At 63.3% G+C, this 14010-nt stretch carries 16 protein-coding genes; 1 reads left to right on the top strand and 15 read right to left on the bottom strand.

What is annotated here, in order from left to right:
• Positions 1-19 precede the first annotated feature (19 nt).
• The 8 genes from ACTG4X_RS13560 to ACTG4X_RS13525 are packed head-to-tail and all read right to left on the bottom strand — an operon-like array spanning position 20 to position 7704.
• A complete protein-coding gene (locus ACTG4X_RS13560; protein ID WP_440534009.1) occupies positions 20-625 on the bottom strand; it encodes a flagellar basal body L-ring protein FlgH in 606 nt (201 codons plus the stop codon).
• Entirely contained in the window at positions 622-1680 is a 1059-nt protein-coding gene (gene flgA / locus ACTG4X_RS13555; RefSeq protein WP_440534008.1) for a flagellar basal body P-ring formation chaperone FlgA, read from the bottom strand. The genes ACTG4X_RS13560 and flgA overlap by 4 nt, the downstream gene beginning before the upstream one ends.
• Complete coding sequence (gene flgG, locus ACTG4X_RS13550) at positions 1664-2452, bottom strand: flagellar basal-body rod protein FlgG (RefSeq protein WP_440534007.1); 789 nt, start codon at positions 2450-2452, stop codon at positions 1664-1666. The genes flgA and flgG overlap by 17 nt, the downstream gene beginning before the upstream one ends.
• 44 nt (positions 2453-2496) lie before the next feature.
• A complete protein-coding gene (locus tag ACTG4X_RS13545; RefSeq protein ID WP_440534006.1) occupies positions 2497-3297 on the bottom strand; it encodes a flagellar hook-basal body protein in 801 nt (266 codons plus the stop codon).
• Positions 3298-3316: 19 nt separating this feature from the next.
• On the bottom strand, positions 3317-5419 hold the full coding sequence (flhA, locus tag ACTG4X_RS13540; RefSeq protein ID WP_440534005.1) for a flagellar biosynthesis protein FlhA: 2103 nt from the start codon (positions 5417-5419) through the stop codon (positions 3317-3319).
• On the bottom strand, positions 5416-6561 hold the full coding sequence (locus tag ACTG4X_RS13535; protein WP_440534004.1) for an EscU/YscU/HrcU family type III secretion system export apparatus switch protein: 1146 nt from the start codon (positions 6559-6561) through the stop codon (positions 5416-5418). The genes flhA and ACTG4X_RS13535 overlap by 4 nt, the downstream gene beginning before the upstream one ends.
• Positions 6510-7352 carry a flagellar biosynthetic protein FliR gene (locus ACTG4X_RS13530; protein ID WP_440534003.1) on the bottom strand — a complete coding sequence of 281 codons (843 nt, stop codon included), beginning with the start codon at positions 7350-7352 and terminating at the stop codon, positions 6510-6512. Before ACTG4X_RS13530 ends, ACTG4X_RS13535 begins: the two co-directional genes overlap by 52 nt.
• A gap of 16 nt (positions 7353-7368) precedes the next feature.
• Positions 7369-7704, bottom strand: a complete 336-nt coding sequence (locus ACTG4X_RS13525) for a flagellar biosynthetic protein FliQ (protein ID WP_440534002.1) — start codon at positions 7702-7704, stop codon at positions 7369-7371.
• Positions 7705-8256: 552 nt separating this feature from the next.
• On the opposite strand from ACTG4X_RS13525, the gene ACTG4X_RS13520 reads away from it, so the two are divergent.
• Positions 8257-8628, top strand: a complete 372-nt coding sequence (locus tag ACTG4X_RS13520) for a helix-turn-helix domain-containing protein (RefSeq protein WP_440534391.1) — start codon at positions 8257-8259, stop codon at positions 8626-8628.
• A 41-nt stretch (positions 8629-8669) separates the two neighbouring features.
• Here the strand turns inward: ACTG4X_RS13520 and ACTG4X_RS13515 are convergent, their stop codons facing one another.
• From ACTG4X_RS13515 to ACTG4X_RS13485, 7 genes are all read right to left on the bottom strand, one after another.
• The gene (locus ACTG4X_RS13515; protein ID WP_257014540.1) at positions 8670-9158 is read right to left on the bottom strand and encodes a hypothetical protein; all 489 of its coding nucleotides are present in this window, start codon (positions 9156-9158) and stop codon (positions 8670-8672) included.
• Positions 9159-9216: 58 nt separating this feature from the next.
• The gene (gene tnpC, locus ACTG4X_RS13510; protein ID WP_440534390.1) at positions 9217-10818 is read right to left on the bottom strand and encodes an IS66 family transposase; all 1602 of its coding nucleotides are present in this window, start codon (positions 10816-10818) and stop codon (positions 9217-9219) included.
• Between the two features lie 85 nt (positions 10819-10903).
• Positions 10904-11251, bottom strand: coding sequence for an IS66 family insertion sequence element accessory protein TnpB (gene tnpB / locus ACTG4X_RS13505; RefSeq protein WP_097197973.1), 348 nt, complete (start codon positions 11249-11251; stop codon positions 10904-10906).
• Complete coding sequence (tnpA, locus tag ACTG4X_RS13500) at positions 11248-11643, bottom strand: IS66-like element accessory protein TnpA (protein ID WP_440532379.1); 396 nt, start codon at positions 11641-11643, stop codon at positions 11248-11250. The genes tnpB and tnpA overlap by 4 nt, the downstream gene beginning before the upstream one ends.
• Before the next feature lie 202 nt (positions 11644-11845).
• The gene (locus tag ACTG4X_RS13495) at positions 11846-12160 is read right to left on the bottom strand and encodes a hypothetical protein (RefSeq protein ID WP_440534001.1); all 315 of its coding nucleotides are present in this window, start codon (positions 12158-12160) and stop codon (positions 11846-11848) included.
• A gap of 10 nt (positions 12161-12170) precedes the next feature.
• Positions 12171-12638, bottom strand: coding sequence for an SMI1/KNR4 family protein (locus tag ACTG4X_RS13490; protein ID WP_440534000.1), 468 nt, complete (start codon positions 12636-12638; stop codon positions 12171-12173).
• 6 nt (positions 12639-12644) lie between these two features.
• Positions 12645-13994 carry a hypothetical protein gene (locus ACTG4X_RS13485; protein WP_440533999.1) on the bottom strand — a complete coding sequence of 450 codons (1350 nt, stop codon included), beginning with the start codon at positions 13992-13994 and terminating at the stop codon, positions 12645-12647.
• Positions 13995-14010 lie beyond the last annotated feature (16 nt).

Raw genomic sequence — 14010 nt, 5'->3', positions numbered from 1 at the left:
GGAACAATCGTTTGACGCATCACAGCCCCAGCCAATCGAAAACACGCCGCCAGACGCTGCGGCGCGTGCGGTCGGACACATCGCCTTCGCCCACATAGGTGATGCGGGCGTCGGCCAGGCGAGTCGAGAGAACCACGTTGCCGTCGGAGATGTCCTGTGGGCGCACACGCCCTTCGAGGTTGACCTTCTGCAATTCCTCGTTGACCGTCAGCAACTGCTCGCCGGCGACGCGCAGCTCGCCGTTGGCCAGCACCTCCAGCACCGTCACGGTCAGCGTCGCCAGCAGCTTGTTGGCGCGCTGGGTGCGCCCGCCGCCGTCGAACTCGCCGGTGACGCCGATACCCAGCTGCCCCACCACCCGGTTGCCGGTCTGGGTGACCGAGCCGCTGATGTCGTTGGCGCGCCGCGTGCCGGTGTTGGCGCTCGTCGTCGCCGAGGAGTTCTCGAAGACCTGGATCGTGAGCGAATCGCCCACCCGGAAGGCCTTGTTGTCCGCGGTGAGAGGGCGAAAGCTTCCCTCCTGGTAGAGGCTTTCCGCAGCAGCCGACTGCGCGAACGACAGGGCTGCGGCCAACACCAGCGACAACAGCAGACCGCCCCGGACAGGCTGCAGGCGGGTGCTCATGGCTGCACCTCGACCTGACCGGGGCCTGTCACGCGCGCAAGCACTTCACCGCTGGAACCCGGCACCTTGACGCGCACGACCTGCCCTTCGCGCCCGTCCTGCAGCACTTCGACACGGCTCTCGACGGACACGTCGCCACTGCGCGCCAGCAGATGTGCCCAGTTGCCCCGCACGACGGCGGGGACGGCTTCCAGGTGCGAGGTCGTCAGTGCCTCGCCCGGTTTCAGCGGCCGACGCAGGCGTTGGCGACCCGCTTCAAGTTCCGATTTGGCGTCGCCCGCCACCAGGAGCGGCGTGCCGTGCGGGATCTTCGTGAGATCGACATCGCGGTTGGTGGTCGCACCTCGAAGCATGACGCTGTCGACGGCCGCCCCACTGCCCAGGCCCGTCGTCGCAACGGTCGCTGGCGCCCAGGCGTCCACCTCGAAAGTCACGGCCGTCGTGCGCACGAAACGGTTGTCGACCCAGGCATCGACCCAGACCAGCATGCGCTTGGATGGCACGGCCTGGCTGGAAAGCGGCCGCACCCGCAGCACCGGTGTACCCGCCGGCAGCATCAGGTCGCGCGCCGTGGACACGGGTTGCACGTCGGCCCTCACGCTGCGTTGGGACAACCAGCCAAGAAGCGCCGAACGCGCCGCATCGACCACCACATCGCCGGACAGCTCCTGCGCCGCGGTCTCGATGGTTGTCTCGCTCGATCCACTCCACCGGATCGCAGAGGTCGAAGCCGCGTCGCGCTCCGCCGAGCGCATTCCGCTGCGCGCCTCGACCCATTGCACGACGGTGTCGCGATCCAGAACCGCAGGAGAACCGGGCCGAGGTGCCGTGCCGATGGGCAGTGCCATGAGCCTGCGCAGGGTAGGCAGGTCGCGCGAAGTCAGAAAGGCGATGTCGCCCAGACGAACGCTGGCCTGCTCGACCTTGACCCAGGGGCGCAGCTCGATCGCGACCGAGCCATCGCCTGCGGACGGAGCAGCGAAAGCGCCTGCCGCTACGCCGGACATGCACAGGGCCAGCAGCACGGCCCCGGCGTTGCTACTTGCGCAGGCCATTGATCATCCCCAGCATCTCGTCCGACGCTTGCATGACCTTCACGTTGGCTTCATACACGCGCTGGGCCACCATCAGGTTGACCATCTCCTCGGTCAGTTTGACGTTCGAGCCTTCGAGGAAGCCCTGGGCCAGGCTACCCATGCCGTCTTCGGTCGGCTTGCCGGAGATCGCCTCGCCCGAACCCGGGCTCGCTCGGTAGAGGTTGTCACCTTGGGGCAGCAGGCCCGACGGGCTCGTGAACCGCACCAGGTCGAGTTGACCCACTTCGACCGGCGTAGCCTGCCCTGCCACCTGGATTCGCACGCGTCCCTCGCTGTCGATCTGCATGTTCTTGGCGTTGTCCGGAATCGCGAGGTTGGGCTTGAGCGCATAGCCACCCGAAGTGGCCAGCAGCCCCTCGCTATTGACCTTGAAAGTTCCGCCGCGCGTGTAGGCGCTCGAACCATCAGGCATCGACACCTCGAGAAAGCCCTCTCCCTGGATCGCGATGTCGAAGGCCGACTCGGTCTTCTTGAGGTCGCCCATATCGAACAGCTTCGATACCGACACGATGCCCACACCCGCACCGAGCCTGCTCTCGCCGCCCAGAATGCCGGCCTGCTCCTGCGAAGGCATCAGGCGCGCCGCCTCACGCACCATGAGGTCGGTGAAGCCGACCTTGCTTTTCTTGAACCCAGTGGTGTTCACATTGGCCAGGTTGTTGGCGATGGTGTCGACATTGAGCTGCTGCGCCTGCATGCCGGTGGCGCTGATGTAGAGGGCGTCGAACATGGGGTTTCTCGGTGAAGGATGAGGAATTTGCGGGGAGGCCCGGATCAGGAAAGCTCGCCGAGCTTGCGGACCGCGCCGCCAATCATTTCGTCGTAGCCCAGAGCCACGCGCTGCATCGATTCGAAATGGCGCATCGACTGGATCAGCTGCGCCATCTCCCGCATCGAACTCACGTTGGAGTTCTCGAGGAAGCCTTGCTTCAGTTGCACATCGGCGTCCGGCAGCTGCGTGGGCACCTGGTCCGTGCTCACCATGCTGTCGCCCATGCGCCGAAGGTCCTGGGTGCTTTCGAACTGCACGACCTTGAGCTGGGCCACGGGTGTCGCCTCCGCGCCGCCACCGGGTTTCGACTCGAACACCTGGCCCGAGGCATCGATCACCGGATTGGGGCGTGTCAGCACGATCTCGCCGCCGCGCCCCATCACCGGATGACCCTGCGCCGTGACGAGCCGGCCGCGGGGGTCGAGCTGCCAGCTGCCCTGCCGGGTGTAGGCCAGGCCGGCTTCAGTGGAGATCTCGAAGAAGCCCGGCACCGCCAGTGCGACGTCCAGGCTCTGGCCCGTGGATTTGAATGTGCCCGGCCGCATGTCGGTCTGTACCAGCAACGCCCCGGCCGCGGCGAGCCGCCCCGCGATGCCCGGCGACGCGTCGGCCTGCAAGCCTACCTGCGCACCGTCGATGCCGCGCATCGCGTCGGCAAAGCTGCCCGCGCCCATCGGCAGCGAAGTGGCGACTTCCCGCTTGTAGCCGGGCGTCGTGGCATTGGCCATGTTCATGCTGATGCGCTCCAGGCGCGCCATGTCCTGCTGCATGCTGTTCAGGCTGATGGCCAGTACGTCGCTCATGGATGTGCCTCCCCGGATTTCATAGTTGGACGACGCTGAACGACTTCAGCTCGATGGTGTTCGGCACCTCGGCCATGGAGAGCACACGCAGGTGCGGCATCACGCGCTCCGACAGCGCCCGCACGTGGCGGCGCAACTCGGGCGCACACAGCAGCACGGGCAGCATGTTGCTCTTCATCATGCGTTCGGCCTGCTGCACCAGGCGCTTCATCAGCTCCTCGGACAGCCGCGGGTCGAGCACGAAGGGCTGCGCTCCGCCGGCTTCCGTCGCCACGTGGACGCTTTGCAGGAACTGGCTTTCGATCGCAGGGTCGAGCGTCATGACCTGCAGCGATGTCGCCTCGCCGAGCAGGCCCTGGCAGATTGCATGGCCTAGCCGCTGGCGAACGACCTCGGTGAGATGGCTCGCATCGCGGTTCGTGCGCCCCGCGTCGGAAAGCGTCTCGAGAATCGCCTCGATGTGGCGGACCGAGACCTTCTCGCGCAGCAGGTTCTGCAGCACCTTCTGGACGTCGCTCGACGACAGGACGGTCGGAATGAGTTCCTCGACCAGCCCCGGCTGGCTCTGCCGAACGCGCGCGAGCAGACGGTCCACCTCGGCGCGCGTGAGCAACGTGGCGGACTCGCGCCGGAGCATTTCTGTGAGATGCGTCATGAAGACCGTGGGCGCATCGACCAGCGTGTACTTCGCGCGGCCCGCCGCTTCGCGCTGGCTCTCGTCGATCCAGAGCGCCGGAAGGCCATAGGTCGGGTCGCGCGTGGGCTCGCCGGGAATGGACTTGATGTCTCCTGCGGGATGAATGGCCAGCAGCTTGTCCGCGCGCGCCTCGCCCTTGCCGACCAGGACACCGTCGAGATGGATCTCGTAGCGATCGGCCGACAGCCGAGCCGAATCCTTGAAGCGCACGCGCGGCAGCACCAGACCGAATTCCTGCGCGTGTTGCTTGCGGAAGGTGGCGATGCGTTCCATGAGGATGCTGCCGGGCTGGTTGACCACCGGCACCCATTTACTTCCGATGTGGACCTCGATGGGCTCCACCTGCAGCAGTGCATAGGGATCGTCGCCGGAGGCACCTGATGGGCCCGAGGCACCATCGACCGACGGCACGTCACTCTGGGCCGAGCCAGCGGCCAGTTGCGCTCCACCAGGCTCCAGGGCCTTGTTCTTCGCGGCGCGGTACAGCATGGTCGCAGCGAACAGGAAACAGGCCGTCAGCGCGAGGGTCGGCAACGCGGGAATGCCGGGCAGCAGCAGCAGCCCGCCCAGTGCCATCGCCACCAGCAGAAGCGTTTTCGGGAATGAACTCACCTGGCGCAAGGCTTCGCGGCTCAGGTTGGCGTCGGAAGACGAGCGCGTCACGATGATGCCCGTGCCCACAGCGATCACGAGCGCGGGCACCTGGGTCACGATGCCGTCACCGATGGTCAGCAGCGTGTAGGTCTGCAGCGCCTGGCCCCAAGGCAAGCCATGCTGCATCACCCCGATCACCAGCCCGCCGATGATGTTGATGAGCAGGATGATGATGCCCGCGATCGCGTCGCCCTTGACGAACTTGCTGGCGCCATCCATCGCGCCGTAGAAGCCGGCCTCCTTCTCGATGTTCTTGCGTCGGCGCTGGGCCTCGGCCTGATCGATGAAGCCCATGTTGAGATCGGCGTCGATGCTCATCTGCTGGCCCGGCATGCTGTCGAGCGTGAAGCGCGCAGCGACCTCCGACACGCGCTGCGCACCGCTGGTCACCACCACGTACTGGACGACGATCAGGATCAGGAACACGATCAGCCCGATGACGTAGTTGCCGCCAACCACGAAGGCACCGATGGCACCGATGACCCGGCCGGCGTCGCCGTCGGAAAGGATCAGCCGCGTGGCCGCCACATTGAGCGACAGCCGGAACAAGGTGGCGATCAGCAGCAGCGAGGGGAACGTCGAAAACTCCACCGGCCTGGCCATGTAGAAAGTCAGCAGCAGCACCAGAAACGCGAAGCTGAAATTGCTCAGAATCAGAAAGTCGAGCAACCCGCTGGGAATGGGCGCAAAAAGCACCACGAGCACGCCGAGCACCAGCAGCACGAGCGCGATGTCGCTGTTCTTGCCCAGGATGCGACTCAGCGCGTTCATGCCTGAACTCCCGATGCCGCACGGCCCTGGCGCTGCTCGCGCATCGCAAAGACCCAGACGATGATGCGTGCAACCTGCGCATACAACTCGGGCGGCACGGAGTGATCGACGGGCAACTCCTTGTAGATGCGCCGCGCCAGAGCGGGGTTCTGCACCACAGGAATGCGATGACGGGCGGCGATCTCGCGCATGGCCGCTGCCATGTGTCCCGCCCCCTTGGCCAGCAGCAGCGGAGAAGTCATCCGGCCATGCTCGTACTTCAGTGCAACGGCCAGATGGGTCGGGTTGGTGATCACGACGTCCGCATTGCGCGTCTGGCGCAACGCCAGGCTTCGCTTGAGCGTCTCCCGGCGCAGCTCGCGCAGGCGGGCGCGAATGCGCGGATCACCTTCGCGGTGCTTGGCTTCGTCCTTGAGTTCGCGCTGGCTCATGCGCATCTTCTTGCTGAACTCGCGCCGCGTGTACATCAGGTCGAGCAGCGCGATGAGTCCAAGCACCAGCGCCATCTTGAGCCCCACGCTGGACAGGTCGTCCAGCAGGATGTGAAGGTAGCCATTGGCCGACAGCGAAGCCAGCGCATAGAACTGGCCTGAGAGCGCCTTGAGTGCCAGGACAGCCACCAGCGTCAGCAGCGAGAGTTTGATGACCGCACGCGCCGCGTCGAACAGCACGCGCATCGAGAACAGCTTCTTGAGGCCGTTGACCGGATTGATCCGATCGAAATCCATCTTGACCGGCTCAAAGGAAAGTATCGGACCGGTCTGCATCATGTTGCCGATGATGGCCGCCAGCATGACGGTCGCAAAGAACGGAGCCGCGAGCATCAGCGCCGCGCGCAGTGCGCGCTCGATCAGCGGCCACAGGCCCGCGCCAGAAGCGTCCATGCGGCCCGCGTGGATCAACAGCGCCTGGTCGAAGCGAAACTGCCCCGCCACCGCTTCGAAGCCGCGCCAGGTGAGATAGACCACAGCCACCGCAAACACGATGGCCGACACGACATCCGTGCTCTTCGCCACCTGTCCACGTTCGCGCGCACGCTTGAGCTTGTAAGGCGTGGCCGCCTCGTTGCGATCGAGATCCTGCTCGGCCATCAGCGCACCGGCCCTTGCGGCGAAGGCGCCGCGACGAAAATGCCATCCCACGTCGTGGCGATGCTTGCGTAGACCCGCGTCATGACGCCGCCGATGCCGGCAAACCAGAGCGACAGCGCGACCAGGCCCACCAGAATCTTCACCGGGATGCCCATCGTGAACATGTTCATCTGCGGCAGGTTGCGCCCAACGACGCCGAGCGCGAATTCCACGAGCAGGATGCAGAACACGACGGGCGCTGCAAGCGCGAAGCCCAGACTGAACAACCCCGATGCCTGCTTCAGTATCGGCGCTGCCGCATACGCGATCGACCAGGGCGCGCCCACAGGGAACCGTTCGATGCTGTAGCTGATGCCGCGCAGCAGCGCGTGGTGGCCGTTGACCAGGAAGAACATCAGCACGGCGAAGTAACCGAAGGCAGAGGTGAGGATCGGGACGGGACGCTGCGTTACGGGATCAAAGACTTGCGCAATGCCAAAGCCGAGTTGGACGTCGAGCAACTGTCCCGCCACGGCGAAGGCGCCGAAAGCCAGGAGGATTCCCAAGCCCAGCGTCGCACCGAGTGCGAGTTCCGACAAGGCTGCAGAGAGAAGCGCACCCCAACCCATCCAGGGGCCGGCAGACACAGGCAGCGCAGAGGCGAGCGCAACGGACAGACAAAGCACGAGCAGCACCCGCACTGAGGCCGGCAGCGGCACCGCATACAGCACGGGGGTCATCGCAAAGGTGGCGGCGACGCGCAAGGCCAACAGCCCGACAAGAAGCAGCCAGGACGCATCAATGCCACCGGCCGCGGCTCCGAGCAGCGTCGACGCGGCTGCAGGCGACTGCGAGGGATTCACTGGATGTTCCCGACGATCAGAACATCGAAGGAATGCTGCTCCAGAGCTGGACCGTGAATTGCGTGAGCTTGCCCAGCATCCACGGGCCCGCCACGATCAAGACGGCCCCCGCCGTGAAGAGCTTGGGCACGAAGGTCAGTGACATTTCCTGGACCTGCGTCACCACCTGGAGCACGCTGATCACGATGCCGACCAGCATGGTCAGGCCCAGCAGCGGAAGGCACAGGAGCAGGCCTGTCCAGAACAGGTCCGCCATCATTTTCAAAGCCAGATCGGCGTGCAATTCAGTTCCCCCTCGATCACTCTTTTTAGAAGCCTTCAGGTGGAGAGATTCGGCCAGCGAGCGATACACCTCTATCACTCGGTTACACGAATCCGGGAGCAACTCGCCTCAAATACTTGAACGAATCACACCTCCACAGGCCGGGGCATAGGCACAAAAGCGTAGTCCCCCTCCTACATTCAGAATACACGATCCGGGATCAGCTGGCTTGCGAAGCTTGAATTTGGCGAAGAAAGTTTCTCAAGCATTTCTCAAATGAAATCTTAAGTAACAGTTCAATGATTTCAGCCGCTCGATAATGAGTACTTAAGAGGTATTTTTGGTGAGTCTTTTTCACTACATTGAACTGCGCGTTGCGTGCTTGTGACAGTCGCCTACTTCACGCCCAAGCCCAATCAAATTCGCGATGGAGATGACAGCACGTCACACGAATCGCGATGCTGACTTGCCGTCATGCCCTCCTCTTCCGCACACCCTACAGCGGCCTGAGCTCGCAACCGCAACACCCATTACGGCCCGGCGGCACTGTGGATTTCCGCGCTCGTTTGACCTGCTTTCCCATCGAGTGCTGACCCGCATTTGCGTAGCGATGCTCTGGACCACAGGCGTGCGCTCTGACGTATTGGCGGGGTCAGGCGTCAGCGGAAACGGGGGTCACGCCTGCGCGGAAATCAACACGAGCGCATTGCCCAGCTACGCCGCGCGCGCAACCTGACGCAGACGCAGCTGGCCGAGGCGCTGGGCGTGGCACAGCAGACGCTGCAGGCCTATGAGGCGGGTACGCGGCGCATTCCGGTGTCGGCGCTGCCTACGGTGGCGCGTACGTTGTCGGTGTCGTTGGAGGAGTTGTTCGGCGAAGGGCAGCAGGCCAGCCGCAGCAAGCGCGGGCCGGTGCCCAAGTGGCAGCAGCAGATCGAGGCGATCGCGCAGCTACCCAAGGCCAGGCAGCGATTCGTCAGTCAGATGCTGGAGACGGTGTTGGCTCAGGGCTGACGTAATAGTCCGCTCGAGGCCGTTGTTGACGGCCGGGTGGTTTAAGGCGTGATGTCGGTGACGTGTTGAAGCAGAGCGAACGCCACGCGCCATGCGCGGCCGTCGCAGTGAACGGTGGCCGTGCGCTGGTTGATCCGAACGATTTCTCCGACGTGGCGCTTGAGGCTTTGGTCGGTGAAGCTCACGCGCTGGCCGACGCGGAAGTCCTGTTTGTGATGGATCTCCGGCGGCGGCCTCAGCGGTGCGGCAGTCGCCGGTGAGGGTGACGCGCCTGCCTGCTGATCATCGACAGGCACGACGGCCGCGTACAGCACGCTGAAGCGCTGTTTGCTTTGCTCATCGATCAGTGTGACCTGCCGGTCTTTCATCGCCGCGATGCGAGCCTCGCGCAGCTTGCCGGTCCCCCAGTCCCAGTACCTCACCAGTTGGCCCATGTGCAACTGCGAGCGCGCCTGCACGATGCGCCTGGGGTCGGCCATGAGTTGCTCGATGACCCAGCTGAGCTGGTACAGCTCAGCGCTGGTGGCCATGGGGAGATCTTCGATCTGCTTGACACGCATGCTGGCGATTTTGCCAGCGGCGATGCGCTCAGGCCGCGAGCTTGTCAGTCGGCTGTGAGCTCGTCGGCGCCGCCTTGGCAAGCTCACTGGCGACCGCCCACGGCAGCAACTCGTCGATACGGTTGCTCGGATGGTCGGCGATGCGCTCGAGCACGTGGCGCAAGTAGGCCTGCGAATCAATGCCGACGAGCTTGGCCGAGCCGATCAAGGTGTAAATCACCGCCGCGCTGTGCCCGCCGTTGTCCGAGCCGAGATGCAGGTAGTTCTTGCGGCCGATCGCCACGCCGCGCAGCGCGCGCTCGGCCGCGTTGTTGTGCATTTCGATCCGCCCATCGTCGACGAAGCGCGTCAGCGCCGTCCAGTTGCTCAGCGAATACCCGATCGCCAACGCCATCGGCGACTTCGCCGAGACCTGCGACAGCGCCGTGTCGAACCATGCCTTCAGGTCGCCCAGCATTGCAGCGGTTCGTTCCCGGCGAACCCGCATTCGCTCGTGTGGCGGCTTGCCTCGGATCTCGGCTTCCACCCCGAAGACCTTGCCGATGCGCTGCAGCGCCTGGTGCGCCAGCGTTCCGCCGAGCTTGTGCTGGCGCTCGTGGATGTCCCACAGCTTGCGCCGTGCATGGCTCCAGCAAGCCGCCTCGACCACCCGGCCGTCTTCATACAAGGGGTGGTAGCCAGCGAAGGCATCAGCTTGCAGGATTCCCTTGAAGTGCCGCAGATGGCGCACGGGGTGTTCGCCCCTGCGGTTCGCCGAGTACTGGAACCACACCGCCGGCGGCGCTGTGTCGCCGCTGGGGCGGTCATCCCTCACGTACACCCACAGGCGTCCAGTGCGCGCCTTGGCACCGGCGCCGCCGAGCACGCGGATCGGCGTGTCGTCACCGTGGATCTTGTCAGCCGCCAACACGTAGCGGCCGATGGCTTCGGCCAGCGGGCTCAGCAAGCGTGCCGCCTGCGCCACCCAGTCGGCCAGGGTCGAGCGCTGCAGCTCGACGCCTTCACGGCTGTAGATCTGGCACAGCCGATACAAGGGTGTGTGATCGCAATACTTGCTCACCAGCACGTGCGAGAGCAGCCCGGCGCCGGCCATGCAGCGATCGATGGGGCGACTCGGCGCGGGCACCTGCGTGATCGTGCTGCAGTTCGCGCAAGCGAGCTTGGGGCGAACGTGGCGCACAACATGGAAGCTGCCCGGCTCATAGTCGAGTACCTCCGCGACGTCCTGGCCGATCTCGCGAAGACCGCGGCCGCAGGCCTGGCAGTTGCAACCGCTGTGCGGCGTATGCATCACGGTGCGCCGCGGCAGATGATCTGGCAAGTCGCGCACGCCGGTGCGCTGTCGCGCCTGGCGCTTCTTGCGGCCTTGATCGATGGACGTGACGTTGGAAGGGTGCTTGCCATCAGCGTCGTCTTCGCCCGGCACCGCGGGGGTCACCGCCGGCTGCGCGAGCTGCCCGCCCACGAGTTCAAGCTGAGCGTGTTCAAGCTGCTCGCTGGAGCGGCCGTACTTCATGCGCCGCAAGTACGCCACTTCAACCTTGAGCTTCTCGACGGTCAGCAGCGCGATCTTCAATGCCTCTTGCGAGCGCTGCACTTCGCCGCTGAGCGCGGCGTTGGCGGCAAGCAGTTCCTGCGAGGTCATGGCTACGACTGTGCCGGTCGGTACCTGGCCCTACAACGGGAGTTGTCCTGTCAACTTGGCCGATGCTCCACTACGCCGCTGCGCGTGGCTGCCAGGTGCGCTCGGGTCGGCGCCAGTCGATGCCTTCGAGCAGCATCGACAGCTGCGCACCGCTCAACGAGATCGATCCCGACTCGGCCTGTGGCCAGACGAATCGCCCTCGCTCCAGCCGCTTGGCCAGCAGGCACATGCCGTCGCCGTCACTCCACAACAGCTTGACCAGGTCGCCGCGCCGCCCGCGGAAGACGAAGACGTGGCCGGAGTACGGATCCTCGGTGAGAGCGGTCTGCACCTTCGCCGCCAGCGTGTCCATGCCGCAACGCATGTCCGTCACGCCAGCGGCCAGCCAGACGCGGGTGCCCGCCCGCGGGCCGATCATGCACTCTGGCGCAGCGCGCGCAGGACGCTGCACAGACTGTCTTCGTCGACAGCGCCACGCAGTCGCAATTGCGCGCCGGCGAACTCCAGTTCGATGACGCCAGTCCGCGGTGTCGGTCTCGATGACGATGGGGCAGGCGCAGCGGAAGTCGGAATGGACATGACCTCGGTCGCCGGTGCTACCTCTATCGGCAACAGCACCGCCGGCGGCGCGTCGCCTGCGGCTCGAACATGCTCCCTGCGCCACTTGAACAGCATGTTGGCGTTGATGCCACTGCGCAGCGCGATCGCCGATACGGACGCGCCTGGCTCCAGGCTTTGTCGCACCAGCTCCTGCTTGAACGCACGGTCGTGATGTCGTCGGCCGGCCTTCGAGTCTTGCTCACTCTTCATGGTGTGCACCATCTCCTTTAGCGCACACCTCCAAGCGGGTCTGCGATTGAGGTCAGATGCTTCCTGCAGCCTGCGCATCAGGCAAGGACGGCCTTCGTCGGACCATTACGGGCTGACGAGCAGCGAACACCATCAACGACGAAACCCTCACATACCTCAGCCTTGCAGCTGGGGCGGTGAGGGCTTTTTTGTTTAGCGGCAGTTAGCTAGCAGCCGGGAAATTCTGATCTACAAAGACTTCTGCAAATCGTTCGGGATCAATCGCCAAGTCGCTGGCGCGCGCCGATTCGAGATTTCGCTCCCATAGGAGTCGGATTTTTTCTGGCAAAGAGTCAGGGAACTGCATCTGCGCACGCACAATTTCTGACCAACTTCCTTGCATTCCATACGTTTCTTGAAGCTTGGGCTCCATGCGTTGCAATGTTGTAGCGTAGCGCTCATCCAACTGCCCTATTGCATCGAGTACGTAGAACTCCAGCAGTCTTAGAAATGGTCTCCCAGCATACCTGCTTGTCATGGTGCAACTCTCATATGAAGTCGGGGTTTAGCTCCAAGGAATCAATGAAGTCCTCTAGATTGTTAGCAATTTTCACTCTCTTCCCTCCCTCATCATGTAGATACAGCCAAACTGACGATTCGGCCTCACTCAGTTGAAGATATATCTGGTTTCCACCACCATCTGCCCCTAATGGCAGCGTCTTTTCCCCCAGCAATGATGACCACATTGCGAATGCAACCCTGACGTTTTCAATGGCAGGATTCGCAAGCGAGTAGAACCAGTCGACACTAAACAAATTTCCTGGGACACCACTTCCCAGTGGACGGAAACATCCAATCTCTGGATGACCACCGTCTGCCCGCTTCATCAACTCTCGATAACTAGCTGGAAGATGGCCACCAGCAAGACGTTCGAGATTTTCAAACTCTCTCTCGTCCCCGTTAAAGCCTGTCGAGGGCAGACCCCCGATATTTATGTTTATTCGATCTACGTTCATTTGCTGCTAGTTTTTAGGTGCCCCTGCTGGGATTGCCCACTCAGCATAACCGCCCGATGCACCAGTATTAGGATGCAATGCTCGCCACCATGATGATCCCGGTGTGTGCTGATAACTGGGGACAAGTCGCATGATTCCCTGCTGACCAAAAGCCGTCGAAGAAGAAGCATGCTCCCATATCCAGCCACTCGGCCTAGTCCTTCCGCCAATGGCTGATACAGAGTCTTGCACGCCTGGAATTAATTTTTCCATCATCACCGAGAATTCCGAATCCGCCTGTAAGGCTTTATCAAGAGCCGCATTGGCCCGATTAAAATGAACATCTCTACTCTTGCCAAAATCAACCACATCAAGCTGCGTTTCAAACGCAACGCTGTATGTGGCTGGCTTGTTTGGAATTGGCTCCAATCCGATCCCAATCGCCCCACGTTGAGATCTGCCATAGCTTGGCAATGCAGCATCAAGGTCAACGGCCTTGAATGCATAGTCCTGCACTCCCAACTCACGCAAACCAGCGGCACCCAAGCGCGCGACATCCCGAATCGACTGGGCGCCTCCCAGCACGCCGGCAGCGATAGCCGAGGTCTGGTTCGCGTTGATTCGAGCCGCGCCAATCTCATCGCCTTGTGCTCTTAAGGCTTCTGCACGAGCATAATTCTCAGCGATGTTGTCGATGACCTGGCCCGCAACAACACGAGGCGAGGTCACCAGGTTGACGACACCCTGCGCCAATGCACCTTGCTCAATCCACGCCTGCTGAATGATCGGGCTGTCATGGTTCACCCCAGCGGTCAGGATGTCACCAATCTGGAGCACGGTGTTGCCCAGAATGCGCACCGTGCTATTGGCAGCCTCGATGCCCGTCAGCGCCACACCTTGAACACCGCCGACAAGCTGATAGGCTAGTTCCTCACCCGTCGTGAGCGACCTGCCATAGGGCGATGGAAGGTTGCCAACAGGCGGCAAGACTCCAGCCACCAAGGCACTCTGCGGACGAACTGACATCGCATCCGCGCTCGTATCGAAGTCGTGATGCGTGACCCCTGTGTTTCGATCACGCCAGACGCTTACCTGCTGGGGATCTGGGTACATCGATGGCAGGTACCCACCGCCGGAATTCAGGGCCGACTGCACCTCCACCGGCAACGCCGTCATGCCTCCCGCTCTGCCCGGCACATAGGTTGCAGCCGAAGCCGATCCAGCCTGTGCCTGCATCTGCTGAACCCGTTGTTCATGCGAAGCCGCGTTCAGGTAGTCATCGTCCTGAATGTCCGACCCGTTGCGGTAGTCCTTCTCAGACCACGGGCCAACGCCCTGTGTTTTCTGCCCATTGGCCGCTGCGATGGAGTCGCCCAACGCATTGCCAAATCTA

Origin of the sequence: Variovorax sp. YR566, assembly GCF_051992195.1 — a bacterium.
Lineage (GTDB): Bacteria > Pseudomonadota > Gammaproteobacteria > Burkholderiales > Burkholderiaceae_C > Variovorax.
Note: the sequence above shows the minus strand (reverse complement) of the source record. Positions and strands in the feature narration are given on the sequence as shown.